Source organism: Methylobacterium sp. SyP6R, from assembly GCF_019216885.1.
Classification (GTDB): domain Bacteria; phylum Pseudomonadota; class Alphaproteobacteria; order Rhizobiales; family Beijerinckiaceae; genus Methylobacterium.
The window spans coordinates 105,367-131,241 of record NZ_JAAQRC020000001.1 but is presented as its reverse complement, the minus strand read 5'-3'; the positions used below and the strand labels follow the sequence as shown (position 1 = coordinate 131,241).

At 57.2% G+C, this 25,875-nt stretch carries 21 protein-coding genes and 1 tRNA gene; 16 read left to right on the top strand and 6 right to left on the bottom strand.

Annotated features, from left to right (window positions below; all coding sequences use genetic code 11):
• The 6 genes from lhpI (at nt 1) to HBB12_RS00625 (ending at nt 6,263) form a co-directional block, all read left to right on the top strand.
• Complete coding sequence (gene lhpI / locus HBB12_RS00650; RefSeq protein WP_236987570.1) at nt 1–939, top strand: bifunctional Delta(1)-pyrroline-2-carboxylate/Delta(1)-piperideine-2-carboxylate reductase; 939 nt, start codon at nt 1–3, stop codon at nt 937–939.
• Between the two features lie 48 nt (nt 940–987).
• Nucleotides 988–1,716, top strand: coding sequence for a phosphoribosylanthranilate isomerase (locus tag HBB12_RS00645; protein ID WP_236987569.1), 729 nt, complete (start codon nt 988–990; stop codon nt 1,714–1,716).
• A gap of 52 nt (nt 1,717–1,768) precedes the next feature.
• On the top strand, nt 1,769–2,989 hold the full coding sequence (gene trpB / locus HBB12_RS00640) for a tryptophan synthase subunit beta (RefSeq protein ID WP_236987568.1): 1,221 nt from the start codon (nt 1,769–1,771) through the stop codon (nt 2,987–2,989).
• 124 nt (nt 2,990–3,113) lie between these two features.
• A tRNA-Met gene (locus tag HBB12_RS00635) sits at nt 3,114–3,190 on the top strand.
• Nucleotides 3,191–3,392: 202 nt separating this feature from the next.
• On the top strand, nt 3,393–4,715 hold the full coding sequence (locus HBB12_RS00630; protein ID WP_236987567.1) for a tyrosine-type recombinase/integrase: 1,323 nt from the start codon (nt 3,393–3,395) through the stop codon (nt 4,713–4,715).
• Nucleotides 4,716–4,868: 153 nt separating this feature from the next.
• Nucleotides 4,869–6,263: a hypothetical protein gene (locus tag HBB12_RS00625; RefSeq protein WP_236987566.1), complete on the top strand. Its 1,395-nt coding sequence runs from the start codon at nt 4,869–4,871 to the stop codon at nt 6,261–6,263.
• Here HBB12_RS00625 and HBB12_RS00620 read toward each other — a convergent pair.
• The 4 genes from HBB12_RS00620 to HBB12_RS00605 form a co-directional block, all read right to left on the bottom strand.
• Nucleotides 6,260–7,252 carry a hypothetical protein gene (locus tag HBB12_RS00620; RefSeq protein ID WP_236987565.1) on the bottom strand — a complete coding sequence of 331 codons (993 nt, stop codon included), beginning with the start codon at nt 7,250–7,252 and terminating at the stop codon, nt 6,260–6,262. The genes HBB12_RS00625 and HBB12_RS00620 overlap by 4 nt on opposite strands.
• The gene (locus HBB12_RS00615; protein WP_236987564.1) at nt 7,215–8,336 is read right to left on the bottom strand and encodes a Fe(II)-2OG oxygenase family protein; all 1,122 of its coding nucleotides are present in this window, start codon (nt 8,334–8,336) and stop codon (nt 7,215–7,217) included. The genes HBB12_RS00620 and HBB12_RS00615 overlap by 38 nt, the downstream gene beginning before the upstream one ends.
• A gap of 35 nt (nt 8,337–8,371) precedes the next feature.
• Nucleotides 8,372–10,210, bottom strand: a complete 1,839-nt coding sequence (locus HBB12_RS00610) for an esterase/lipase family protein (RefSeq protein ID WP_236987563.1) — start codon at nt 10,208–10,210, stop codon at nt 8,372–8,374.
• Between the two features lie 262 nt (nt 10,211–10,472).
• Complete coding sequence (locus HBB12_RS00605; RefSeq protein WP_272913311.1) at nt 10,473–11,030, bottom strand: tyrosine-type recombinase/integrase; 558 nt, start codon at nt 11,028–11,030, stop codon at nt 10,473–10,475.
• A gap of 237 nt (nt 11,031–11,267) precedes the next feature.
• On the opposite strand from HBB12_RS00605, the gene HBB12_RS00600 reads away from it, so the two are divergent.
• Nucleotides 11,268–11,618 (top strand): DUF2958 domain-containing protein, encoded by a 351-nt coding sequence (locus tag HBB12_RS00600; protein ID WP_236987562.1) that lies wholly within the window; start codon nt 11,268–11,270, stop codon nt 11,616–11,618.
• A gap of 195 nt (nt 11,619–11,813) precedes the next feature.
• Complete coding sequence (locus HBB12_RS00595) at nt 11,814–12,194, top strand: hypothetical protein (RefSeq protein ID WP_236987561.1); 381 nt, start codon at nt 11,814–11,816, stop codon at nt 12,192–12,194.
• Between the two features lie 223 nt (nt 12,195–12,417).
• On the opposite strand, the gene HBB12_RS00590 is transcribed toward HBB12_RS00595, so the two are convergent.
• Entirely contained in the window at nt 12,418–13,308 is an 891-nt protein-coding gene (locus HBB12_RS00590; protein WP_236987560.1) for a DMT family transporter, read from the bottom strand.
• Between the two features lie 390 nt (nt 13,309–13,698).
• Between HBB12_RS00590 and HBB12_RS00585 the strand changes: the two genes are divergently transcribed.
• The 4 genes from HBB12_RS00585 (at nt 13,699) to HBB12_RS00570 (ending at nt 19,081) form a co-directional block, all read left to right on the top strand.
• A complete protein-coding gene (locus HBB12_RS00585) occupies nt 13,699–15,147 on the top strand; it encodes an MFS transporter (RefSeq protein ID WP_236987559.1) in 1,449 nt (482 codons plus the stop codon).
• Nucleotides 15,148–15,755: 608 nt separating this feature from the next.
• The gene (locus HBB12_RS00580; RefSeq protein WP_236987558.1) at nt 15,756–16,892 is read left to right on the top strand and encodes an SIR2 family protein; all 1,137 of its coding nucleotides are present in this window, start codon (nt 15,756–15,758) and stop codon (nt 16,890–16,892) included.
• Nucleotides 16,893–17,321: 429 nt separating this feature from the next.
• Complete coding sequence (locus HBB12_RS00575; protein WP_236987557.1) at nt 17,322–17,786, top strand: LexA family protein; 465 nt, start codon at nt 17,322–17,324, stop codon at nt 17,784–17,786.
• Nucleotides 17,783–19,081, top strand: a complete 1,299-nt coding sequence (locus tag HBB12_RS00570; RefSeq protein ID WP_236987556.1) for a Y-family DNA polymerase — start codon at nt 17,783–17,785, stop codon at nt 19,079–19,081. The genes HBB12_RS00575 and HBB12_RS00570 overlap by 4 nt, the downstream gene beginning before the upstream one ends.
• A gap of 56 nt (nt 19,082–19,137) precedes the next feature.
• On the opposite strand, the gene HBB12_RS00565 is transcribed toward HBB12_RS00570, so the two are convergent.
• On the bottom strand, nt 19,138–21,708 hold the full coding sequence (locus tag HBB12_RS00565) for a hypothetical protein (protein ID WP_236987555.1): 2,571 nt from the start codon (nt 21,706–21,708) through the stop codon (nt 19,138–19,140).
• A gap of 136 nt (nt 21,709–21,844) precedes the next feature.
• On the opposite strand from HBB12_RS00565, the gene HBB12_RS00560 reads away from it, so the two are divergent.
• The 4 genes from HBB12_RS00560 (at nt 21,845) to HBB12_RS00545 (ending at nt 25,552) form a co-directional block, all read left to right on the top strand.
• Nucleotides 21,845–23,380, top strand: a complete 1,536-nt coding sequence (locus HBB12_RS00560) for a hypothetical protein (protein ID WP_236987554.1) — start codon at nt 21,845–21,847, stop codon at nt 23,378–23,380.
• Between the two features lie 74 nt (nt 23,381–23,454).
• Nucleotides 23,455–24,096, top strand: a complete 642-nt coding sequence (locus HBB12_RS00555; RefSeq protein ID WP_236987553.1) for a hypothetical protein — start codon at nt 23,455–23,457, stop codon at nt 24,094–24,096.
• 2 nt (nt 24,097–24,098) lie between these two features.
• On the top strand, nt 24,099–24,488 hold the full coding sequence (locus HBB12_RS00550; protein WP_236987552.1) for a hypothetical protein: 390 nt from the start codon (nt 24,099–24,101) through the stop codon (nt 24,486–24,488).
• Nucleotides 24,485–25,552, top strand: coding sequence for a glycosyltransferase family protein (locus tag HBB12_RS00545; RefSeq protein WP_236987551.1), 1,068 nt, complete (start codon nt 24,485–24,487; stop codon nt 25,550–25,552). The genes HBB12_RS00550 and HBB12_RS00545 overlap by 4 nt, the downstream gene beginning before the upstream one ends.
• The last annotated feature ends 323 nt before the right edge of the window (nt 25,553–25,875 follow it).

Genomic DNA, 25,875 nt, shown 5'->3' with positions numbered 1-25,875 from the left:
ATGCGGCTGATCGGCGAGGCCGAGATCGACGCGGCGCTGACCCCGCTGCGGATGATCGACGCCCTCAGCGTCGCCTTCCGGGCCGGCGCGACGGCGCCGACGCGCCACCACCACGCGATCGAGACCGCGCCCGACGGGGCCTCGCTGCTGCTGATGCCGGCCTGGACGGCCGATTATGTCGGGGTCAAGATCCTGACCCTGTTCCCGGGCAACCCGGCCCGGGGGCTCGACACGATCCAGGGCGGGGTCCTGCTCTGCGACGGACGCGACGGCCGGCCGCTTGCCCTCCTCGACGGCGCCCGCCTGACGCTCTGGCGCACCGCCGCCGCCTCGGCGCTCGCCGCCCGCCACCTCGCGCGGCCCGACGCCGCCCGGATGGTGATGGTGGGGGCCGGTGCGCTCGCCCCCGCGCTCGTGCGGGCGCATGCCGCCATCCGGCCAATCCGCGATGTCGCGATCTGGAACCGCCGGCCGGAAGGCGCCCAGCGCCTCGCCGCGATCCTGGCCGCCGAGGGCATCCCGGCCTATCCGGTCACCGACCTCGCGGCGGCGGTGGGGCAGGCGGATCTGGTGTCCTGCGCCACCCTCTCGACCGAGCCGCTGGTGCGCGGCGCCTGGCTGCGGCCCGGCACCCATCTCGACCTCGTCGGCGCCTTCACGCCGGCGATGCGCGAGGCCGACGACGCGGCCCTCCTGCGCGGGCCGGTCTACGTCGACACGCAAGACGCCTTGAAGAAGGGCGGCGACGTGGCGGTGGCGATCCAGTCCGGCGCGCTCGCGCCGGATGCCGTGACGGGCGACCTCGCGGCCCTGTGCCGCGGCGAGGCGCCGGGGCGGCAAAGCCCCGAGGCCATCACGGTGTTCAAGTCGGTCGGCGCCGCGATCGAGGACCTCGCCGCCGCCGCATGCGTGTGGGAGAGCCTGACGCGGCCGTCCTGAACGCCCGTTTCACGTGCGGGCGGAAGCGGATCGGCGTATAGGGAGCGGATGTCGACCGCTCCCATCCTCGTCAAGATCTGCGGCCTCAGCACCCCTGAGACCCTGGACGCGTCGCTCGCCGCCGGCGCCGACCTGATCGGCCTCGTCCATTTCCAAAAGAGCCCGCGCCACGTCGATCTCACCCTCGGCGCCGCCCTGTCGCGGCAGGCGCGGGGGCGGGCCTTGCGCGTCGCGCTGCTGGTCGATCCCGACGACGCCCTGATCGAGGCGGTGATCGCGGCCCTCGATCCGGACTGGCTGCAGCTCCACGGCGCCGAGAGCCCGGAGCGGGTCGCCCAGGTGAAGGCCCGCACCGGCCGCCCGGTGATGAAGGCCCTCGGCATCGCCACCGCCGAGGATCTTGCCCGCGCCGCCCGCTACGCGGCGATCGCCGACCGGCTGCTCTTCGACGCCAAGCCCGCGCCTGACGCGATCCTGCCCGGCGGCAACGGCCACGCCTTCGACTGGTCGCTGCTGGCCGGGGCCGGCCGCGACCAGCCGTTCATGCTCTCCGGCGGCCTCACCCCCGAGACCGTCGCCGGAGCTCTCGCGGTGACCGCCGCCCAGGCGGTCGACGTCTCGTCGGGTGTCGAATCGCGCCCCGGCCACAAGGATCCGGACCGCATCGCCGCCTTCGTGGCGGCAGCCAAGGCTGCCGCAGGCACCGCGAAAGCCGCCGCGCGTGCCGTCGGGGGTGCGACCGCACCGGAAATTGCCCCTGCGGCGCGAAGGGCGTAAGCCCCGCCGACACAGTTCTTTCGCGAATCCTTCCAGAGGCAGAGCTCCCGCCGTGACCGCTCCCCAGAATCCGAACTCGTTCCGCACCGGCCCCGACGAGCGCGGCCGCTTCGGCATCTTCGGCGGCCGCTTCGTGGCCGAGACCCTGATGCCGAACATCCTCGCCCTGGAGGAGGCCTATGCGGCGGCCAAGGCCGATCCGGCCTTCCAGGCCGAGATGACCTCCTACCTCACGCATTATGTCGGCCGGCCGAGCCCGCTCTACCATGCCGAGCGGCTGTCCGAGCACCTCGGCGGCGCGAAGATCTACTTCAAGCGCGAGGAGCTGAACCACACCGGCTCGCACAAGGTGAACAACGTGCTGGGCCAGATCCTGCTCGCCCGGCGCATGGGCAAGCCGCGGATCATCGCCGAGACGGGAGCGGGCCAGCACGGCGTCGCCACCGCGACGCTCTGCGCCCGGTTCGGCCTCAAATGCGTCGTCTACATGGGCGCCGTCGACGTCGAGCGGCAGAAGCCGAACGTCTTCCGGATGAAGATGCTCGGCGCCGAGGTGGTGCCGGTCGAATCCGGCACCCGCACCCTCAAGGACGCGATGAACGAGGCCCTGCGCGACTGGGTCACCAACGTCGCCGACACCTTCTACTGCATCGGCACGGTGGCGGGCCCGCATCCCTACCCGGCGATGGTGCGCGACTTCCAGTCGATCATCGGCATCGAGACTAAGGCGCAGATGCTGGAGATGGAAGGCCGCCTGCCGGACTCCCTCGTCGCCTGCATCGGCGGCGGCTCGAACGCCATGGGGCTGTTCCATCCCTTCCTCGACGACCGCGAGGTCGCGATCTACGGCGTCGAGGCGGCCGGGCACGGCGTATCGAGCGGCCTGCACGCGGCCTCCCTCACCGGCGGCAAGCCGGGGGTGCTGCACGGCAACCGCACCTACCTGCTGATGGACGGCGACGGCCAGATCGCCGACGCCCACTCGATCTCGGCGGGCCTCGACTATCCGGGCATCGGTCCCGAGCACGCCTGGCTGCACGAGATGGGCCGCGTCACCTACCTGTCGGCGACCGATACGGAGACCCTGGAGGCGTTCCGGCTCTGCTCGCTGATGGAGGGCATCATCCCGGCCCTCGAGCCCGCCCACGCGCTCGCCAAGGTCAAGGAGCTCGCCCCCAGCCTGCCGCGCGACCACCTGATGGTCGTCAACCTCTCCGGCCGCGGCGACAAGGACATCCCCCAGGTCGCCGAGATCCTGGGCGACGCCCTCTGAGCCCGGCCGCGCTGCGCCCCGAATGGCGCGGCGCAAAAAGGCCTGCGACGGTTCCTTGACAGGCCCGCCCGCCTCCCCCTATATCCGCGCCACCGCAGAGCCGGACACGCACCGGCCACCGCGCGGCGGAGTAGCTCAGTTGGTCAGAGCAGAGGAATCATAATCCTTGTGTCGGGGGTTCAAATCCCTCCTCCGCTACCAAAGTTTTTCAACCCCGCTAAGCACTTAGCGGGGTTTTTCATTGCCTTGCCCTTGCGCCAGAACGGCAATATTTCCTAGCGCAGTGCTAGCGCAGCCCCAAAAATTGCCCTGCGCGCGTAACGGTTTGCTGGGGGGTCAGAAAGCACTCTAGCGCACTCCTAGCGCAGTCATCTGCACCGCAGTAACCAGACAGGGCCGCCCCTTGAGACCCCCTGGCAACGTCCCCGACGAGCGCTTCCAGCTGTTCCAGCGCAAGGGCAGCGCCAAGTGGCAGATGCGCTTCAGCATCCGCGGGCAGGGGCAGCTCAAGCGCTCCCTCGACACCGACGATCTCCGGGAGGCACAGCGCCGGGCGGAGGCCATCTGGTACGAGGCGACGTATCGCGCGCAGCAGGGGCTCACTGCCCGCGCCCACACGTTCGAGGGCGTGGCTGAGGAGTACATCGCGCAGATCCTGCGTGAGGTGGAGCGCGGCGAACGGCGGGCGGACCAGGGCAAGAGCGAGCCTGCAGTGATCCGGCGGTACTTCGTGGGCTATTTCGGCCAGAAGCCTGTGGATGCCGTCAGCGAGGCCGATCTGGAGCGCTATGCGGAGTGGCGACGCACCTACTGGACCGAGGGTCCTGGCAAGCTCATCACGCACATCGAGTACGAGAGGGGAGGTCATCGCCTGCGCCGGCCCGTACGCCGCTCTGCGCCCTCTCTGAGCCGCCAGCGAGGCGAGCTGGTGGTGCTGAGGCAGCTGCTACGCTGGGCCTCGCGGCAGGGCTACCTGAAGACGCCGCCGGAGGTCACCATCAAGGCCCGGCGTACGCCGGACAACCGGCGACCCAGCTTTGAGCCACACGAGTTCGCTCACCTGCAGAAGATCAGCCTCGGCCGGCTGGTGGACCCCATCATGGATGGCAGCGGAGCCATGGTGGAGGCCAGCGACAAGCGTCGCTGGCGCATCAAGCGGCTGGACGATCATACGCGGCGCGATCGCACCCTGCTGCACGCCTACGTGATGATCGGCGCATTCTCCGGGCTCAGGCCCACTGAGATGTACAATCTCACGTGGGGCGACGTGCTGGGGTATCGGGCCGGGCGGGGCAAGCCCGTGGATCAGCGCGACATCCGGCTGCAGGTGCGAGGCAAGGGCAGGAGCGGCAAGGCGATCCCGCAGAAGGCTGCGATCCCGTGGTTTGATACCCTGTGGATGCTGTTCGAGCGCAGCATGGGCCGTGAGCCCGTAGATGCCGATCCGGTGTTTGCGAGCGACACGGGCAAGCGGATCACGTCGGTGGCCAACGGCTTCACCGAACTGCTGAAGGCGGCCGGCTTGGAGCGGGACCACCGCGGCATCAAACGCACGCCGTACTCTCTCCGACACTTCTACATCAGCGAGCAGCTGGCCAACGGCTCCGAAGTGCTCGACGTGGCCCGAAACTGCCGTACATCGCTGGCCATGATTGACAAGCACTACGGCCAGGTGCGCCTTGAGCGTTTGGTTGATCGTCTGCGGCCTGAGTGGAAGCGTCAATAACGCATCTGTTTATTAGCGCGCAATTTTGTCAACTACATCGAATTACCAGCCTCCTTTGCCTACGAAGCCACATGGAATTTAAGAGGAAAATAACCATTTAAGCGCCTAATAAATGATCAGCATGATGCCATAAATAGTGATTCAGAGGGTCGCGTGAACGAGCATTCTATAAAGCATTCATCTAACAAATTAGATGATGCTCGCGATACTCAAAAAACGGCGTCGATCAGCAACGAATTAAATGCTTATGATCGATCAACAACACCGAAGCAAGAAGAGCTTATTCTGACTGCGCGTCGTTCTCTGATCGACTTGCCAACTACAAAAGTGAAACGTCCATCCCGACGTGATCAGTCTTTTTCCTGGGCATACACCTATACGGCATTTTCGCTTCCTTTCGCAAAGGCTGCAATTGAGTATTTAGGTTGCAACACCCAATCGAAGATAATTGACCCATTTTCAGGCTCAGGGACATCTCTGATCGCAGCATCTGGTCTAGGCTGTCATTCGCTGGGAATAGATATTAGTCCATTTTCATGTCTACTTGCGCGATCACGGGTTGCCGTCTGCTTTGACACAAATCTAGTGAATACATATCTAGAAGGAGATAATAAGATTGCAACCGAGGAGGCAGATCAGAGCGCGATATCGCGCAGTGACATGAGTTATTTGCGAAGCGTCGCGAGAAAAATGGGCTTAAATAAAAACATAAATGAAATTTGGGGAAATCTATTAAACGATAACTTAGGAAATTATGACTCCGAGATTGTCACCATCGTGAGCCTGTGTCTTGCCGCAAGAGATGTTACAAAACTTGAGAAAGGAAGCAACCCAATATGGTACCGACCCTCACTGTCTGAAAAAGCAGAAGAAGGAATTACGCTCGAATCTACGGCAAAAAACTATGCAAAAAGAATCATGGACGATTTATCGACCTGTTCATACGCCACAAAACCAAATATTGTCAATGTAGATGTGAGAGATTATATCTCAAACGAGAAATATGATATTTGTTTAACCTCTCCTCCTTACCTAAACAGACTGGATTATGTTGTAGCTCATATACCTGAACTCACTGTACTGAATGTCTTCCTTAAATTCTCGATTCCTGACTTAAAATCAATGATGATTGGGACAACCAAAATAAACGAAAAAAACTACGGTGAGCCACCAAGCGTCTGGGGTCGCTACTGCAATGAAGTTCTCAAAAAAATCGAAGCACATAGCTCATATGCAAGTCGTCGGTATTATTACCATACATACAGACAATATTTTTCATCCCTTGCGGAAGCACTAGCGGCGACTATTTCTAATTTAAAAGCCAATGGGAAGGGATTGATTGTTATCCAAAATTCATATTACAAGGATATTGCAATAGACGTTCCAACCATATGCTGTGAAATGCTCAGCCATCTCGGATGCGAATCAGAGGTGGCCCGTACTGAATACGTAAAATCACATATGGGATACATGAGCCCCATTCAAAATTCGTACGCTCCAAATAAAAAATTGGGCGAGGCACTTGTCTATTTCGAAATCAAAAATTAGTAAAAGCTCTTTTTCAGATCAGGTTCACGTAAAGATAAAAAATTCGGATCCGAATAAGCTCGGCAGAATTCAGAATAGATACAGATACTTTTATTTATAAATTGACCTTCATCAAGCTGTCCGACTATTTGACACTGCGGGCTAATTCTATCACATTTTTCTCGCCCGATTTCCCATTCCAAGCCATTCACCTGTGGTATTGACATGCCAGCGTAAAACGCAGTCAGTGACAATGCTTCACTGACTGCCTGTCGCAGCAGCTTGACCAAGCGCGGGCGCGGGGTGGAATCACCCTTAAGAAGCAACATGGTCTCGTGATGGAGTGGATACACACGACCATTGCGCAGATACATTCTCATGATATGATAATCAATAGCGGGAGATATGCTGTTCTCGTCTTTGAAAGGGACAAGTTTGTCTCGCACTAAATCATGAACAATGACATTTGATTTTTTTCGTAGTGGATCTTCGCGGAATGCTTCAAATTTGTCGAGTTGTGCCAAAAACCCCCTTGAACCTTGTATATTAAATTCGGTGTCATCCAGCATTTTCGCTATATCGCCATTCCATATCCGCAGCAGTGATGTTCCGAGGTCGCGCAACAACGAAGCTCGTTCCTGTGCCCGCAGGCGTTCAGGTCGATGATATGTTCCGAACCAACGACTAATATCACGGGCTGTGACGTTGGCTAGATATGCAGCAGAAATCCCCTCTTCATCAAATGCAAGACCAAGATGCTTAGAAATAAAATCCCAGTTGATCTGATGGCATATTGCACCAAGTGAAAGGCGAAATAATATCTCGGTTTGATAATCGCGCCTTAGCTCAAAGTTCTGGTGTGCTGCACGGATTCCAACGAGTATTCGTGCAGCCGCCACACACGACACCGGATCAACGCCAAAAGCAGAGCCATTGAGCGCCTTATCCAACAACGGGCGATCGCGACGCATATCAAGCGTGCCGGATATTAATGCCTGATTTCGGATCATAATTCCAATCGCCCACCACCATCTCTGGACCAAATCGCTCAGGATAAATTTCGGCAAACTCAGCCAAGATATGCATTCCTGGCACGTGCTTGTAATTAGCATGCCGCTCGCTCGTCATGAACCATTTGCGAGCTAGCACTCTGCAATCATTAGATTGATCTCCGTTTATGAAAGATGTTCTTCCATGAACCAACCATCCATTTCTCGCAAAGCACCCACTGCCAGGCCGGTTTAAATTCAGGAAGGATGATGCAGGTGCGAACGGGCGTGCAAGGTAATTAATAAACGCCGATGCTCGCACTAAGGGCTCATAATTGTCTCTCCAGGTTATTAGGTATTCGCCTGATGATACCCTAAGAAAGCACTGAGGTGCACCGAATTCATTCAAAAACAGAACTGGAGCCTCAACTTTGATCGCGCCTTTTCCTCGCGGTCGCAGGGCGGATATAGCGTCAGGTAGGAATAAAGCCTCGAAGGCTTCTGGGTCAGATTTGGCCAATGCGAGCGACAGCCTTACGATATTCTGAAAGTAAGTATATCCACCAGCAAGGGGGGCTGAATCGGCATACAAACAAAAAGCTTCAACCGCTCCTGCGTAACCCAATCCGTCATTATGGGATTCAAAGTTTTCTGTTGTTTCCGCGATCTCTTTATAACTATTTAACCCATCTTTGCCGTCCAGATTGTATATCTTCAACGTTCCATCCGGAGATCCAAATCGTTTAATGGCCTCTTGATGTCCCTCCATAGGATGCTCAACAGGGTATTTAAGGGGAATATGGGATTTGAGCTGCTCTGCTAGTTCCAGCAGCGGATGCGGTGTTGTTCCCATCGAAGGCGGGTTGAGAATCAGAAAAGGCGCTACGCCGTAATTCCCCCAATAGCCATGCGATAACTGCTCAGCTTCTTCTGATCTGAGATTTTTATAATCTCGAATTACTACTGGTAAAAGTGCCCGGGTTTCGATTTTCGTTTGGTCTGGAATTTCTTCCAGCGACGAAACTCCGATCTCGGCCAATACTCGAGATATAAATAGTTCCTTCTGAGCCACGAAAGACTTTTCACGTTCGTCGAGCCGCATCATATTTCTCGCTTGAGCTTGTTTACAAAAAATCACGCTTAGTCTGCTAGTAAAGGTACTCTTGCATTAGGTGCCACTTCCATCTTAGAGCGGAGCCAAGCGTCTGCATCGGCAAGAGTATCACATTCAGTAGACTCCCAGGCAAGCGTATCAGTATCGCCGCACAAAATTTGCGGAAGGCGGATAGGGCCGATATTTTGCGTCCAGTCTGGGTTATAAGCAGATGCAAACTGTAGCAGGCCGAGTACTCGAGACGGTCGTGCAGTAGCAATCCAACCCTTGATTTCTAAAATATCCTCTTTGTTGCCTAGCATCGCATTCACTCGTTTCTGTTCATCACCTAATACACCCAGCGCATCAGATGATATCCCAGTCATCTCGAGGCGACGCCACGAGTTCAGAAGTGAAGAAAGTGTCTCCGAGCGTTTCCCGTATTCTTTAAAGCCGAGTTGATAAAATATCAGTCCTGCAGATTCTACTAATTCAATGGCTTTGCTGAGATTGCTTGAATCCCATGCGAGATGCGATGAAGCAAGAAGCTCGAGGGCATCAGAGAAACGATGAAATTCTGGCCCGCTATTCCTCAAATTTACATCGTCCTTCTCCTTTATCCCGAGGACAGACCGACATACTGAGGATGCATACTGGCAATGCGCTAGTTCTATGCGGTGATTTAATATGGCAGGACGAAACGACTGTTTGGCTTTAGAAATTATTTCATCAGCTAAGCGGTAGCGCCCGCCAGCACGATACAAATTGCCAATAAGATATTGCGCTACACCGCGAGAATATTGAGTAATCTGATTAGTTTTACTTTTATCACCCTCCAAATTCTGCCGTAACTCATGAAAAATGTTTATAGCCGCGTCGATTTCGTGCCTCTTTCGGGCAAACTCCATTCTTTCTGCGAGAACTAAACTCTCCATTCCGTGCTTCTTGGCCCTTTCCATAAAAAAATCATCGAAACTTCCAGACGGTGCACTTTTATCTATAAACAGGTGAGCAATTTTAGACAGATATTCTGAAAACACAACGACCGATGAGTTTTGAGAAAATGATCTCCGTGTATCATTAAGCAGGTCAATAGCCGCAACAACTTCCGATGTTTCAATCCAGCTTCTTCCTTTATTAAGAACCAAGGCTTCAGCAGCAGTTTCGTTTCTATCGCGAATGGCTTCTCGGAAATATACTAAATCATCTCCCCAACTATTCAGGCAACGAAGACAGGCTCGTTTGACAATTAGATAATTTAGATCAGTTATTGACGTAGGTTTAGAGATCGTTTTATGATTTTTATCTGGTAAAACCTCTGGTTGAGCACCCGATAAACCCATCGAACTTAGTCTACTCACTACCGCATCTTGACCTCCAACAACATACGTTGTGGTGATTATTGCCTCACATTTCTGCGACTTCCAGTCTTCGTTAATAAATTCGATAGCATCAGAATTCCATCCAAGTTGCATTAGGTGTTTATGGTTTATCGATATTATTTGCGCCGCTGCCGCGATCTCGGCTCCAAGATGGGGGGTTGCAAAAAAAATGATCTCTCTAACATGCCTGTTTTGTTTTGTTTTTAATCCTTCGACAATATATCTTTTCCCAATTAATCCGCCCAGACTATGGCACACTAATATAATTTTCGTACATTCGGCGTGTTTCAATCTAATATACGTATCTAGCCCCTTAGCTATATCCTGTAGTGTCATCGACTTCCAAAAAAATGGAACCCAACGAGTTAATTTTGTTGGATAATTGTAAAAATCAATCTCAACCTTACTAGCAAGATCTTTATCGCTCGTGACATATTCATAAAATGAGCCCCAAGTTTCAGCGCTACCTCCCAATCCGTGAACAAATAATATTAGCGGCTTCATGAAACTTCTTTCAGGTTCGACGTCAGGTGAGCCCTCAATTGAATGGTATCATTATGAGATGAAATCTGCAATGTCTGCTTGAATGTTGATGTTCATTTGAGCCCGCTCGATGCCAGAGTATCAGATAAAATATTCCGAATGTAAGATATGCGCAATGATAGACAATCGTACTAAGCATCTGTAAGTAATTTAGGCTGGCAGCGTATTATTATAAGTCTAGAAGTTATTATAACAATAGCGTAGAAAATTCAAAACCATGAAATCAATTTAAGATATTGACAGCCTCGCGCATCATCTTGTCATTCACGTCGATATAGCGTTGGGTTGTTGACAGATGCCGGTGCCCTGCGAGCATCATGATGGCCTTGGGCGAGATGCCTGCATGCGCAAGGCGGGTGATGAACCACCGGCGACCGCTATGGCTGGATCCGCCGTCCAGGCCTGCCTGATCGTACCAGCCCCGCATGAGCTGACAGAGGGTATTAGCGCTGAACGCCGCTCGCTTCTGAGTGACCAGCACTGGCTGCTCGCGGAGAGGGGAGGAGGGTAGGGAGGACCGGAACTGCTCGATCTCGCGTCGCAGCCGGGCATTGAGGAACACCACGCGGGCGTGCCCGCCCTTTGTGACTGCCGCGCTGAGCCGCAGCTGCTCCCGCACCTTGCCTTCTCCCTCGAGGAGATCGCCCCAGCGGAGCGATGCGATCTCACCCACCCGGAGCCCTGCCAGATAGCTCAGCATGAGAGCCATCCGGTTGCGCGGGCCATAGCGCCCTTGGCTCACCACCGCTGTGAGGCGCCTGAACTCTGCCTCGGTGGGCACACGCGCTTGCTTCACCGAAACCTCATACTTCAAGCTGTTTCGCTGCAAAGTATGATATTTCCAGGCTCCCCCTAGGGCGAGCACATAGACGCGCTCAATGGGACCAGTAGCTTAGCCTCAAATGTCATAGAAGCTGTGTTTTATGATGTTTTGCCCGCGCAGCTGATCCGCTCTCCAAGCTCGCGCTCAACAGCGGATGGCTGCACGGCTTCCTCGCGCCACGAGCGAGGAACCCCCATGCGCCTGATCGATGCTGCTACCCGTGAACTGCTGCTGGCCAACGGTCGGGATCGCGACGGTGATCACCACCCGGTGCTCAAGCTGTTCAACCCCACGGGGCCTGCCACGTGGTTGATCTGCGCGATGGAGGCCGACGGCGACACTCTTTTCGGGCTGTGCGACCTCGGCTTCGGCGAGCCCGAACTCGGCTATGTGAGCCTCGCCGAGATCGAGGAGGTGAGCGCGGGTCTCGCGATCGGCTTGGAGCGGGATACGTCGTTCCGGCCCATGCATCCGATCTCCATCTACGCGCGTGCGGCACGCGAAGCCGGGAGGATTGTCGACGTGGGTAAATCCCGCTCAGCGTGACCGTGCGAAGGACTGCAGGGGGTGGTAGGCGGACGATCCCGACTGTCGGTTTCCGGCAATAGGCTAAGCGCCGCCGGTCGGATGCCGCGGGCACTCCTGTCCCGACGGTTCACCGAGCATTAAGCGCACCGCTTGATACAGAATTTATCGCCGCAGTGATCAGGCTGTCCTTTATGCAGAAAGGTGTTGTTATCCATGCGCTTTCTCATTCTCTCGCTTGCTGCAAGTTTGATTTCGTCAGCGGCTATCGCACAAAACTCAGTCGATAGAAAACCGTACTACGTCGGTATTTGGTCGCCATCGGCGAAGTTATGCAAGGCAGACCCGCTCAAAATCGAGGGCGCCATTTTCCGGATTGAAAGGTCTCAAATTATCTGGAATGAGACAACTTGCAAATTCAAGCTGTCCGCTGCACGCACGACCGAGAACGGCACGAGTATCCCAGCAATCTGCGAAGCTGAGGGCGAGACAAGTAGAACAACCTACGTTTTCGACATGATCGACGGCCGCATGCGCATGAACGGCCGTGTCATGGTTCGGTGCAAAGACAGCGATTGGCGAACCGGCTACGAATGACCCGCACGCCATTCGCAGAAGGCCCTGCCAGCAGAGAATGCAATTCCGCTGCAGCGCTCCTTGCGCGATGAGATGATGGCCGAGGTCGCTCGAGGCAAGCGGAGGGACGGAGGCTAAAGCGCGGCCCGAAGGCAGCTGGCTGCAACGGACCTACCCTCGTTTCCTGGCTATCTCCGCAACCTCCTGCACGTGAAGGCCGTCCAGCGGGCGGTGCTGCCGATGCTCAGTCGAGGTCATGCAGCTTCGCGATCGCTGGCTCAGATGGCACGCCACGGATCTTCGATCTCCGCCCCAATTGCTGCTCCCGCAAGAAGATAAAGAGACCACTGGCAACGATGATGCCGGCGCCAGCCATTGTGAGCGGGCCAATCATCTCACCGAAGAACACGTAGCCGAAGAGCATCCCCCATAGGATCAACGTGTACTGGTACGGCACGACCGTCGTCGCAGGTGCCAACCGGAGCGACTGGTTCACGCATAAATTGCCCAGCAGCGATCCTACGCCCAGCAGCAGCATCAGCGCGAAGTCCGTGGGGCCGGTGGAGGTCCACCCGTAGGCCATCACCAGAGCCGCCCCGAAAATCAGGGAGGACACGAGCTGGCTCGTCATCAGAACGGTGCCGGGAACAGCGGCGAGCTTGCGGGTGGTGATGAGGAACAGCGCGTAGAAGAAGCTGCCGGCGAGGGCGCATACCGCTCCCACGGACAACGATCCCGGTGAGGGATGGAGGGCAAGGGCGACCCCGCAGAAGCCCACACCGATGGCTGCCCAGCGACGCCAGCCCACATGCTCTCCCAGCAGCAGGGGCGAGAGGGCGGTCACGTAGATCGGACCGGCCATGTAGTAGGTCATGACCTCGGCCAGCGGCAGCGTGCTGACCCCCCAAAAGAAGAGCGAGGCTTCGAGCGTCGAGAAGCCCGCTCTCACCAGCTGCAACCACGGGCGCGGTGCATCGCGGAACCCACTGAGCCCGACCCGGTGGATGGCGGGCGCCATCACGCACAGGCCCGAGATGCTGCGGACGAGCATAAGCTGACCCACCGCGTAGGAGCCGAGCAGCCATTTGCCCATGGTGTCGTTCAACGCGAAGAACAGCACGCCGAGCAGCATCATCACGATGCCACCGACTGCGCCCACGGGCACGGCGGCACGCCCCACACTCACAGCCACGGTTTCCTACCCTTCGTCTTTTTGGAGCAGCGGGGACGATCAGCGCTCAGCCACCGATCCGCCCTGGTGGTGCGACCTATCGGTCCGCATCACGCCGAACTTGTTACCCCCGGGATGCATCTCGGGGGCCGGCTCGCTGCCATACCCGGCAGAAGCCGCACACTCCACCGCGATGATCGGCAGCTCCCGCTACTCGCGCGCAGTCGGGCCTTGATGTGCGCGCAACCGCGGCGAGCAGCGGTGCCATATCTCCGCCTGCCACATCCGTGTACCGCTCTCCTCAACCGCCACCGCCAGCCCCGTCGCAGCTGGTCCGATCTGAGAATGGCACCGATGAATTTGCCGCTCCGGCGAGTGTTTCCGCCCATCCTGCTCCCGACATTCGTAGCTGTGGTGGACGGCACCATCATCACGGCGGCGCTGCCGGCGATGGCGAGCCAGTTCGGCGACGTGGAGCGGGTCTCCTGGGTGGTCGCATCCTACTTGGTGGCCAGTACCGTGGCGGCCCCCGTCTACGGCCGACTGGGGGATGCTCTCGGGCGGCGACGCATGCTGCTGCTGGCCCTGGCGCTGTTCGTCACGGCGTCCGTGCTGTGCGCCTTGGCTCATAGTCTTCTGACGCTGGTTGGCGCCCGCATTCTGCAGGGCTTCGGTGGCGGCGGCCTGATGGTGCTGAGCCAAGCGGTGCTCGCCGAGAACGTCGCGCGCCATCAGCTCGGTCGAGCCCAAGGGTTCATGGCCGCGGTGATCGTGGCCTCTTCGACCTTCGGGCCGGTGGCAGGCGGGGCGCTGACACAGGCGTTTGGGTGGCCTTCGGTGTTCTTGGTGAACCTGCCGCTCGGCGTACTGGCGATGGTGCTGTTAGTGCGGCTACCTGGCCGCGAGGGCAGCGGTGAGCGCGGGAAATTCGACTGGCCGGGTCTCTTCCTCTTTGCTGGGTCGGTGGTGCCGCTCCTGTTGGCGCTGGAGCAACTGCAGCGCATCGAACCTATGACGCTGCTCGGGATCGGGGTGTCCCTGGTCTGCCTCGTGCTGCTGGGGCGGCAGGAGCGGCGAGCGGCACAGCCGCTGTTCCCGCTGGACCTGCTGCGTCGCCCGGCCATGTGGCGAGCGAATGCCATGGCTGCCTGCTCCGGTGCATTGCTGGTGAGCGAAGCGACGATCCTGCCGATCCACCTGCGAGCGGTGGACGGCGCATCGGCCGGAGAGATCGGGCTGATGATGCTGCCTCTGACTGCGACGGTCGGGGTGGGGTCGTTGATCACGGGGCGACTGGTGTCACGAACTGGGCGTGTTGCCATCTTCCCCGCAGTGGGTCAGACCGCAGCCGCGCTGGGCTTGCTGCTCGTGGCGTTCGGGATGGGCCCGGTCGGGGCGGCGCTCGGTCCCTGGGGTCTGCCGGCGATGCTGGCGGTCGTGGCGGTGTTTCAGGGCTCGGCCATGCCGGTGGCTCAGATCACGATGCAGTCCCAGTCTCCACCCGCTATGCTGGGGGCTGCGTCTGCGTCCGTGCAACTGTCGCGCTCGGTCGGCTCGGCCATCGGCGTCACCGTCGCGATGGCCGTGCTGTTCGTCACGTTGGGCCGGAACACCGCGATCGCTGATGTCTTCGCCAACGCCGTTCGACACGGTCCCGTCGCCCTGGCGAGCTTGCCAGAGGCGTCGCGCGCTTCAGCAATGACACACATTCAAGGCGGCTTCTCAGCCGCCTTCTCGACAATCGCGCTCTTCGCCATAGCCAATGCAGTGCTGGCCTGGACCCTGCCGGTGCGGCGGCTGTAGGGTTTGCTCGTGGACGAAAAGCCTCTTTCGGCGGACTTTGCCTGAGAGTGGGTATTTTATGGCTGCTCAAATGAGCCAGATATTTTACAAATCTAAAACTCTTTGCTTGCCTGACTAGGGCAAAGCGCGCGAAACGTCTCTATCGCAATGGGATAACCCGAGACGCTTGATCAGTCGAGAATTTTTCCATCTTCAAAAATCCTATAAGATCCAGAGACGTCATCAGAGGCCTTTGCCAACCCAGCAAATTCATATGTTCCGCCGTTAAAAATTGTAAATGAGCCTATCTTGCAGTTTCCAGCAATCTGAGCGCTTAAGCGCGTTTCCAGCAAGGCATCGTCTATGCATTTTCTTGGGCTATTTTTAATATAATCTGTACAGTAGCCCTCGGCAAGGTGCCGTTACGGGAGGTCTTACGCTCCACCTTCATTAACTACACGAGCACCCCGCGCCCAGCAAAGCGGCGGCGGTTTCGTACGTGCGCTGTCGGCGCGGCGCAGTGATGCAGCGACGCCCGGCAACAAAGCGCGCACGAATTAGTTGGTGGGGACTGTTACTGATGATGTCCAGACACGGATCTCGCTAGATGTGTCATCAGATAGCCAGCATTGCCCATCTCGCAGACTGCGCTATCATGGTTCTGGCTTGGGCGCCGTGCAGCTAGGGGGATTATAATGATAAACAGAAAGATTGTCTTTGTGATTGGAGCGGGCTCAGGCTTTGACATCAACATGCCACTAGGCACGAAACTAGCCGAAAATATATCAAAATTGACGGCAGTTAAGAACGGCGCCTATGGCATGCCAGAGCCATGCGATCAGAAATTTTCTGATATGCTTCGATACTATGCTCATAATAACGATGACATGGAAGACCCGGACGCAATCGAAAAATACTATAAAATTTCTAGTGATATTAGTCTCGGGATCAATCTTGCTAAATCAATTGATGACTTTGTAAATACTCATCAACAAAACAAAAAACTGGTCGCTGTGGCCAAGATAGCAATCGCAGAATGTATTCTTAACGCAGAAAGAAATTGCTTACTGTATAATGAGTTCAACGGAAGGCAATTTGTCGATTTTTCCCAAACGAAACGCACATGGTACAGTAGTTTGTTCTCTACCTTGGCGCATGGCGTGCCATCTTCAAACATGGCAGACGCATTCAAGTACATAACTTTTATAAACTTCAATTATGATAGATGTCTGGAATTCTTTCTAACAAATGCACTTCGGCAATATTTTTTATGCGACAATGAATATGCCAATAATGTCGTCAAAAATATAAAGATACTGCATCCATACGGACAAGTTGGCTTCTTGCCTGGCTCCGCAGGTACTAGGAATATTATAAAGTTTGGAGGAAGTGACGACTATCCACACAATTCAGTCAAAGCAGCAAATGAAATAATAACTTACACGGAGAACATACAAGATGGAAATTTGCGGTCGGAAATTCTTGAGGCGATATCTGGTGCGCAGAGCATCGTGTTTCTCGGGTTCGGATTTCATGATCAAAATATCAAGATATTGACACCGCCACCCTCCCAAATTGTCTTCAACAAGCAGATATTCGCTACTGCGATGGGAATTTCAAAACCAAACGCAAAGGTTTTGATGCATAATCTAAGAACGATGTGTTTACCGCCCAACTCTGGAGCGCAATCCGATAATGCAATTTTCCTAGAAAGAGAGTTAGATTGCACTGGCCTGCTTTCCGATTATGATCTTGTGCTGAAGTGATGGCGAGACCTTATCACTTCGCCCTGCAGCGGACAAACACGAGCGTCTGGCGTCCGCCCTAAAAGTGGGTAGAACGCATCTCAGGGACTATGCCGCCCTGCGACGTGGGGATCAGGCGGGCCGTGTAGGCGAAGCGCGCCCCACCGCCGATCACGCGACATTGCCGCCCGGCGTCAGCTGCCCTGACAGGTCATCCGCAGATTGATGATGCTGTGCGCGCGATGGGATGGGGCGCAGCTTCTCCAAGGCCCGAGGCATGCTCGGGCTCGCCCGCATCCGGCGGAGCTCGCATATCGACGCCATCGCGACCATCGCCCTCTCACAATCACCTGATCGAGCCGTCCCTGCTCACCGCGGGTCCAAGCTCGGCCTTGACCGGGAACCACAGGCCTGTTTGTTCTCTTTTTGTTCTGAAGCGGAGAGCGCCAAGTGGGTTTCTACCGGGTCGGCGAGGAGGCAGCAGATGGCACCGGGCTCGTCCGCGTGCCGTTCATGCGGACGACCCTGTGCGCGGGCTTCCCGAGCCCCGCTGAGGATTTCATCGAGGGCGCGCTGGAACTGCCGCGCTGGCTGGTCCCCAATCCTCCTGCCACGTTCATCTGGCGCGTGAGGGGCTGGTGCATGAAGGGCGCCGGCATCCACGACGAGGATCTGGCCGTGGTGGATCGGTCGCTGTCACCCACCTCCGGCGCTGTCGTGGTGGCTGTGGTGAACGGCGAGATGAGTATCAAACGGTTGTTGATGACGGGCAACCGGCTCAGCCTCACGTTCGACAATCCCGATATGGATCAGGAGTTCGCCCTGGAGGACCTGGAGGAGGGGCTGCTCTGGGGCGTGCTGCTATTCTCGGTGCGCTGGCACCATGTGAAGGCCCGCTCGGGTGTTGTGCGATGAGCCGAGCCCTGGCGCTGATCGACGGCAACAGCTTTTACTGCTCCTGTGAGCGCGTGTTCGACCCCAAGCTCTCCGGCGTGCCGGTGATCGTGCTGTCCAATAACGACGGCTGCGCCATCGCCCGCACCGCCGAAGCTAAGGCCCTCGGCATCCGCATGGGTGAACCCTACTTCAAAATCCGCGACCTGTGCCGGCGGCAGCGGGTGCGCGTCTTCAGCAGCAACTACGCCCTGTATGGCGACATGAGCGCCCGCGCCAACACGGTGTACCGGCAGTTCGCGCGGGACGTGGAGGTGTACTCCATCGATGAGAGCTTTCTCGACCTCTCCGATGTGCGGGAACGCGACCGGGTGGCGCTGGCTCGGGATCTCCGCTCCACCGTGCGTCGATGGACCGGGCTTCCAACCTGCGTGGGTATCGGCCCTACCAAGACCCTCGCCAAGCTGGCCAACCACATCGCCAAATCGATCCCAGAGCTTGGCGGCGTGTGCGATCTCTCCGACGAGGCGGAGCGCGCAGCGTGGATGGTGGGGATCTCGGTAGGGGAGGTATGGGGCATCGGGCGTGCCTCTCTGGCCCGGCTCACGGCGATGGGCGTGGATACGGTGGCCGACCTGCGCGACCTCGATCCCCGGCCGGCGCGGGCCTCGCTCACCGTAGTGGGGGAGCGCATCATCCACGAGCTGCGAGGGCGGTCGTGCCTGCCTCTGGAGATCGTGCCGGCCCGGCGCAAGGGCTGCGCGGTGACCCGTAGCTTCTCCACCCGGATCACCCAGCGGGATGTGCTGGAGCAGGCCGTTGCCGCCCACGCGACGCGCCTCGGCGAGAAGCTGCGGCGGGATGGGCTCGCCGTGTCGGCGGTCACCGTCTTCTACCACACCAGCGAGCACGACCGCGGCGACCCCATGCGGTCCGTCTCGACGGTCGTTCACATGCCCGAGGCGACCAACGACAGCCGGCACCTGATCCAGGCGGCGCTGCGGGGGGTGGAGAGGACCTGGAAGGAGCAGGGACCATCGCCTTGGCGCTACAGCAAGGCCGGGCTCGTCACCACGGACCTCGTGCCGCTGGACGACGCTCCCCGCCCGCTGTTCGACGCACATGACCGGGAGAAGTCCGGTGCGCTGATGGCAGCAATGGACGCCTGCAACAGCCGGTTCGGGCGCGGAGCAGTGGTGCCCGCGAGAGCGGGTTTGGTGGAAAAGCGTAGCTGGTCCACCAAGTTCGAGATGCGCTCACCGCGCTTCACCACGCGACTGAATGAGGTGCCGACGGCCAGTGCGACGGTGCAGTGATTGCGCCGTGCTCCGACGGAACGGGGGGAGCTGCGAAGGCGGCCCCCTCTGCAGCCTCAGGGCTTCGGAACAGTTTGCTCCTTGGGCTGATCCCAACAGCGATCGTAAAATTCTGACCTATCAAACGACTTGTTCTCAGGATCCGCTGGGTCCTTCATCCTCAACCCGAGATGCTTGTACATCTCTGCAATTCTCATATGCGCGGCGCGCATATTTTTGAGGCGATCCTCCTCGAAATAGCTTGGCCCATCGAGTTCGCGCAGCACGATGTTGGCACACATCATGACCGTATAGCCCAGCGACATGGCCTCCGTGGCGAGCAGTGTGTCCTCTCCATGAATATCATACGTGGGGTTGGGGAAGACTTCGCGGCGGCCCTCCTTCCGGAAATTCCGCAGCACAAAGAGGCTACCTTTTAGATCTGGATTTTTGTGGAAAATATGATTGCTGTCATAATCACGACCAGGCTTATTCCAAAAAGCAGCTGGGTGGTGAGGGGCCTTTCCATCCCAGTAGGGAAAGAACATATCTACACCAACGTAGGCTGTGGGTTCATTTGCAGCCATCTCATCAAAAAAAGTTATATCGGCGCTCTTATGATATTTTGTTTCGAGAATGGCGTCGTCATCCATCATGACGCCCCAATCGTACGTGCTGCTGTACAACCATTCCAAGCAAGTGATACGGTTGGTGATGAGCGGTCGTCCCTCAACTTCGCGGATGGCAGCGTCACCAAATCGGGCCTTCAATTCGTCGAAGACACCAGCGCCTTGGACATTAAAGCTGTCAATGTCGTTTTGGCTCCACCCACTAAGCAAAATCGCTATGGATACGTCGGTTTTCTCCATCCACCAATTCAGCTGCTCAAGGAAATTCGCGCTCCTTAGCTGCCACTTAGCTGGATCAGGCGAGCGGTACGATATGATATAGGCACAGAACTGCGCTTCTGCCCCGACGAAATTTGGCGCACTGCCCGTAGCGGTCTTGCTCAATGGCTCGCAAGCGTGTCGGCGGAGCATGGAGGCCGACTTGACGGTAGGTACCATGTAGCGGACCCGACTATCAGGGGTGGCAAACTCAACCAGCAAAGCGGCTTGCCGGTCATCCGTGTTAACGAACTGCGCTTTCGCTCCCACATCGTGTGCCTTGAGGAGCTTGCACAGGCCTACAATTTCCAGGACTGGCAGCCGGACATCTTGATCGATGGGAACTGGCCCTACCGCATCGAACAGCCGGCACTTCATGTTGTCCGCGCGGCTATCAAAGGGCAGTACGGACGTTGCAAAATGGTGTGCATCAATGTGATATTCGGTAACTAGCTTGTCTCTATCATTTTGGTATCCGTTGCTGCTTTCCAATGGTATTTTATAGGTTAACCTATCGCTTGATAGATCAAGCGCCCGGGGTATCGCGACCTTGTCGGGCATTTGATATTCGTATGAGCGGTGGTCGAGACGCCGGTCTGTCGATGGCGCGAAGATGATTTTCCGTGCACCATACGTGACCCTGCGGTTCTGCATCCGCAAATTTGGTATGATTACTTCGTTACGCTCGATCTGATGTCTTATGTCGTTTCGCAGCTGACGGGATTTGAGCTTGATGCTGCGCTTTATAAGATTGTGCCAATCCAGAAAGGATTTCGCTCGCGGTGCGGTCAGTTGTAAATGTGGACCATAACTGACCGGCAAGGCCATATGTTGGAAATCTGTATCCATATCATTGAAGACTTCGGCGACAACCCGAACTCCGTTAGAGGCAGAAAATTCCAATTGATCCACGGCTATGGTAGCATTCCAGCCGGATGTCATCGGGAAGTTGAAAGCCAAGCGGTCAGCCTCACGGAACGAGAGCGTGTACCAGCGATCCCCCAACTCCGCCCATGCAAATGGCAAAGTTACTCGTACCGTTGTAAACGTGTAGGCCGTATCTATATTCTCCAAGCATAATAACGTCTCACCCCCAACAGACATATTTCGAATGAGAATTTTCCGGTTATCGTCACCGCTGCCTCTTTTCTCTTTTCCGTCAACGAGCCGCTTAATCGTGGCCCAGCCCTGAACGATGTTAGAGATGATGGTTTGCGGCAGCAGCGGAATGGCAGCGGTCGCGTGCGTAGTAGCTGGCAGATTTGCGTTTGGAGTAGGCGTCCCTGTGCTAATTGAAGCCGTATTGCTTGGCGCTTGCTGCGGCGCTGTGATAGGCAAATGCCCCGCTCCTGAGGCACGTCCCTTGTTGGCATTCCTAATGCTATCATAAACATCTGATGGACTGCCGATACTCTTGATCCATCCGACTAGATCGACTGGTGCTTTCCCAAGTCGATCTGCTTCAAGGAGCGTGGTGGCATACTGCGTGACAGCTGTGGCGCTTCGCGCATCTTTGAAGCACAGCTGGACCGGCGCATAAAATCGATTGTTCAACTTTGTGTTGTTGCAAGGCAGCTGGTGCCGAGCACAGTAAGCCCGGATAAGATCGTCGTTGTTGATCAGGGGCTGCCATACTTCGTAAATGTCATGAAGTGCCGCATACACACGTGACCAAAAGGCGTCTTCGTGCTTGCGAGCCTTGCCCGCGTGACGTTGAGCGGCGCTGAGCCGGCTGTCAATGTCGTCCAGCTCTTTTTTCAAGGAGGGCTGCTGGGTGTTATGGCTTGAGCTCATTCTGGGCCTGCAACTTTTTAGATTTCTAAAATTTTTTTGGAGGCCCTGGGTATCGCTGCGGCATTAGCCGAATGTTAATCGGCGCTCACCGACATGTGTCTACATGTTGGATCGCCTTTTCACCCACCAAACCAATGTGGCTCGCTACCTGCCGGCGATTAGCCACGGGTATGCCAAATGCGCCAACGATGCGACGTGGCGGGCGGAAGGCCTGCCCGGCACCATGCTGGACTACCTCCGGCCGGGTGGAATGTTTTACTACCCAGCAACTCTCGCGAGTGCCGGCCAAGTAATGCAGGAGAGCGGCAGCCTCAGCACGGCGCGCACGAACATCACCGAGCGCGATCGCAACACCTCGTTCGTGGTCGCGGACAGTGGAGGTTTTCAGATCCAGCAGGGCACGCTGGGACCCTGGCGCTACGCGCGCACCGTGCTGCAATCACTCCGCTGGCAGGAGGACCACGGCGACTACGTGATGGCCCTCGACTTCCCGACCGGGGGCATCGCCACGGGCAAGATGGCCGCGCACGTTCATCGGCTCATCCATGTGGACGGCGAAAACCTCGAGGCTATGAGCCGGGCCAATGGATTGAGCGTGGCATTCAACGGGTGCCTTCGGCAGACCTACATAAACACGGACATCATGTTGAACCGTCGCCGGCCAGGGCGAGGATTTCTCGTAGTGCTACAGGGCACGAGTGAGCCCGAAAGCCGCGAGTGGTATTGTGTCCACCGACCGCTCATCAATGCCGCCGAGGGCATTGCATTCGCTGGCACCAGCAATACCAGCTACCGACTGATGCTACACCGCCTCGTCGATATGCGCGACGACGGCACACTTGCGCGCATCAAGCACATTCATGTTCTTGGAACGGGCACGCTTGCAAGCGCATGTGTGCTGACAACGATCCAGCGATGCATTCGAGCAAGCATCAATCCAGACCTTCAGATCACTTTTGATACGGCTACGCCATTCCAAGAAGCGAACGAACGCTACAGCTTGCTCGCCTATTACGTGGCCGACAACAAGGCACTCTCAATCAAATATGATCGCCCATCCGACGCTGAACTCAGCGAGTTTCGGCACCACAGCGAGCTGACGTTCGCCATCAACGATTGGTGTCACGCCCGCGCACAGGCTGAAACACACAGACTGATCAAAGACGCGCAGGGCTCATATCCCGCCATGCACGGCCGGGCTACGCCTAATGCCGGTATCAGCATCATTGGCCAGCACCTCGCGGTGAATGATGTTGCAGTGGTGCGGCCTGATCGCCAGGACCCAGATCCCCGCAACTTCATCGTCAAGCCAGATAGTAAGACTTCACTGCTCATGTGCGCGCACAATGTGGACGCCGCGACGCGGGCGCTTGAACAAGTGACTGCCAACTGGCTCAGCGACGATGGCGAGACACGAAATAATTTCCCCGTCGATCTCCTGGTGATCCGCAGCCTTATCGAAATCATTTTTGCACCCAACCGCGTGCTTGGCCTCATGGATGAGCTGAACGAACAGCCGCCGATGAAGGTGGACTATCCAACGGCGGAGTTCCCGTCGCCGATAGCAAGTGTCTCGCCCTACAAGGCGCATGATTTCATCGAACAAAATCGACAGCGCTTGGACGCGCTCGTTTTGTAGAGCACTCAAATCGGAACGACACGGCCCCAGCGGTGCCAGATCCGCTGCGAATGTAAGCCTGCCTTAAGCCGCCCGTGATCGGTCGCAAGCCTAATAGCCGCGGAATTATCGATATGATTAGACGAAGAGAGCTTGCTGTATTTTTTAGAGGCGATTACAAGCCTCGATGGAATGATCATCTCGATCTTACGATCGCGCTCATCGTGATGTATATTGCATCCGGCGTAGCGGTAAATGCATTCGCGAAATATCTGCCTGTATACCCCTTAAAACTACCGTTCAGCGGCAATCCGCCGGTGTCGTTTCCGCTCATCCCCGGCACGCTGCTGGTGGGCCTGATATTTGTAATGCGTGACTATACGCAAAGGCTCATCGGCGATTGGGTCGCAGCGTTCATGCTCATAGCGACCATCATCGTATATTTCTGCGTAGATCGAGACCTGGCCTACTATAGTGCACTGGCGTTTCTCGTAAGCGAGGGGATCGACCAGATAGCCTTCCATTTCTTCAAAAAAGAGGATCTCAAAGATCGCATCTTATGGTCGTCCGCCGTCGCAACGTTGTTTGACGGAGCCCTCATACTGTATGGGCTCAATGAACTCACCTGGCCCAATTATATCTCGCATTACGCAGGAAAAATGCTGGCCACATTCGTGATCTGGCTGGTTCTCTGGCATCTGCACAACAAGCGTAACTCTCTCGCCCCGGCTGAATGAACATGACCGCTGCTTCAACAATCGCATCCGCTACCCCGCTTCGAATGATCTGGGTGACGTTCCAGCGCGCCGGCTTCCATCGTTGGCCCGATGCATCTGGAGACCGCGCGTACCTTTCCGCCACCCACCGCCACTTGTTCAAATTTCGCGTGTGGATACAGGTATGGCATGGTGATCGTGAAGTAGAATTCCATACGTTTCTCGAATGGCTGGAGGGGCTATATCAAAGCAGCATACTCCAGCTGGATGGAAAGAGCTGTGAAACAATTAGTGACGAGCTGTACGAAAACATCGCTGCCAACTACCCCGGCCGCGATGTTTGGATCGAGGTAAGCGAGGACGGTGAATGCGGTAGCTACTCGCAGTACTCGGCCAGCGAGCAACGCAAGTGACCATTTGGATTTTGCCCATCGAGGGCCACGAGCAGCGCTACACGGGGCAGTGGCTGCACCATCTCCCCGTGCAGCTGGCGCAGGCAGCGGCGGCACGCGGCGTGCCGGCGAGCGTGATCCAGATTGAGGGCGAGATACCCCCGCCGGTACCCCTGGCGGGCGCCTTCCTCGATTTCGCCGGCACAAACATCTTCAAGAGTACGCAGATCGCCGAAGTAGCTCGGCGTTTCCAGCGGGGGGAGGTGCAGCCGGGCGACACGTTCCTCATCACCGACGCATGGCATCCCGGCGTGCATCAGATCCGGTACATGAGCGCGCTGCTCCGCATATCCGTGCGCGTCATCGGACTGTTCCACGCGGGTCATTATGACCCCAACGACTTCCTCGGTCGGATCGCGCCCCGGGACGTGACGTGGGCAAAGGCAATGGAACGCGCGCTGTTCGAGGCCTACGGTGTCAGCGTGTTCGCGACCCATGCTCACGCCGAGCTGTTTCGGGCGGGCGTGGGCGCGGCGGCGGATGATCCGCGAGTGGCCGTGTGTGGGTGGCCCATGGAGTACCTGGCGGCGGAGCTACAGCCGCACCTCGCGCAGCCCAAAGAGAACATCGTGCTGTTCCCCCACCGGCTGGCACCCGAGAAGCAGCCAGAGATCTTCAAGGATCTGGCGGGATCGTTCCCCGATTGGCAGTTCGTGGCGTGCCAGGAGACGGCTCTCAGCAAGTGGGATTACCACGACCTGCTCGCCCGGAGCCGGGTGGTGTTCTCGTGCAGCCTGCAGGAGACCCTGGGCATCGGCTGCTATGAGGGGGTACTGGCGGGGGCGGCGCCGGTGGTGCCGGATCGTCTCAGCTACCGCGAGATGTACCCCCAGGGGTTCCGGTACCCCGCGGAGTGGACTGCCAGCTGGGAGGCATACCAGCGGCATAAGCCGGAATTGGTGGCGCACCTCTCGGCGGTGCTGGATCGCGTGGTCACCGGTGGGTACAGCCTGACAGCATGCGAGCAGCAGCTTTCGCGCTTCTTCTTAGGAGCGGACCTGTACGATCGCGTGCTCGCCTCGTGAAATCGGGACGGATGCCGTCGGTCCACTCAGAAGGTTTGACGGGTACCATAGGATAGCGAGCAAGCTGCGCGTGGTCGGAAGCACAAACTACAAACCATGCGACGACCCATATTGACAGCACCCGCGTGTTCGGTGGAGCGCCGGACTTAGCACACAGGTTCTGCTGAATATTTGTATTTCTTCAAGCCATGAATGGGTCTGTGCAGGTACAAATTATATGATACCGCACCGACCCAATCGTGACTTCGTGCTATTTTCGTTTCCGTGAGGGCGTATCCCGATAACCGGGGTTCATCTTGAGTATGAGCTGGATCATATCGTCT

What these genes read in the sequence shown, in the direction of transcription:
- lhpI (WP_236987570.1), top strand. Translation starts at nt 1, where the DNA reads ATGCGGCTGATCGGCGAGGCCGAGATCGACGCGGCGCTGACCCCGCTG.
- HBB12_RS00645 (WP_236987569.1), top strand. Translation starts at nt 988, where the DNA reads ATGTCGACCGCTCCCATCCTCGTCAAGATCTGCGGCCTCAGCACCCCT.
- HBB12_RS00620 (WP_236987565.1), bottom strand. Translation starts at nt 7,252, where the DNA reads ATGATCCGAAATCAGGCATTAATATCCGGCACGCTTGATATGCGTCGC.
- HBB12_RS00615 (WP_236987564.1), bottom strand. Translation starts at nt 8,336, where the DNA reads ATGATGCGGCTCGACGAACGTGAAAAGTCTTTCGTGGCTCAGAAGGAA.
- HBB12_RS00610 (WP_236987563.1), bottom strand. Translation starts at nt 10,210, where the DNA reads ATGAAGCCGCTAATATTATTTGTTCACGGATTGGGAGGTAGCGCTGAA.
- HBB12_RS00600 (WP_236987562.1), top strand. Translation starts at nt 11,268, where the DNA reads ATGCGCCTGATCGATGCTGCTACCCGTGAACTGCTGCTGGCCAACGGT.
- HBB12_RS00595 (WP_236987561.1), top strand. Translation starts at nt 11,814, where the DNA reads ATGCGCTTTCTCATTCTCTCGCTTGCTGCAAGTTTGATTTCGTCAGCG.
- HBB12_RS00590 (WP_236987560.1), bottom strand. Translation starts at nt 13,308, where the DNA reads ATGATGCTGCTCGGCGTGCTGTTCTTCGCGTTGAACGACACCATGGGC.
- HBB12_RS00585 (WP_236987559.1), top strand. Translation starts at nt 13,699, where the DNA reads ATGAATTTGCCGCTCCGGCGAGTGTTTCCGCCCATCCTGCTCCCGACA.
- HBB12_RS00570 (WP_236987556.1), top strand. Translation starts at nt 17,783, where the DNA reads ATGAGCCGAGCCCTGGCGCTGATCGACGGCAACAGCTTTTACTGCTCC.
- HBB12_RS00560 (WP_236987554.1), top strand. Translation starts at nt 21,845, where the DNA reads ATGTTGGATCGCCTTTTCACCCACCAAACCAATGTGGCTCGCTACCTG.
- HBB12_RS00550 (WP_236987552.1), top strand. Translation starts at nt 24,099, where the DNA reads ATGACCGCTGCTTCAACAATCGCATCCGCTACCCCGCTTCGAATGATC.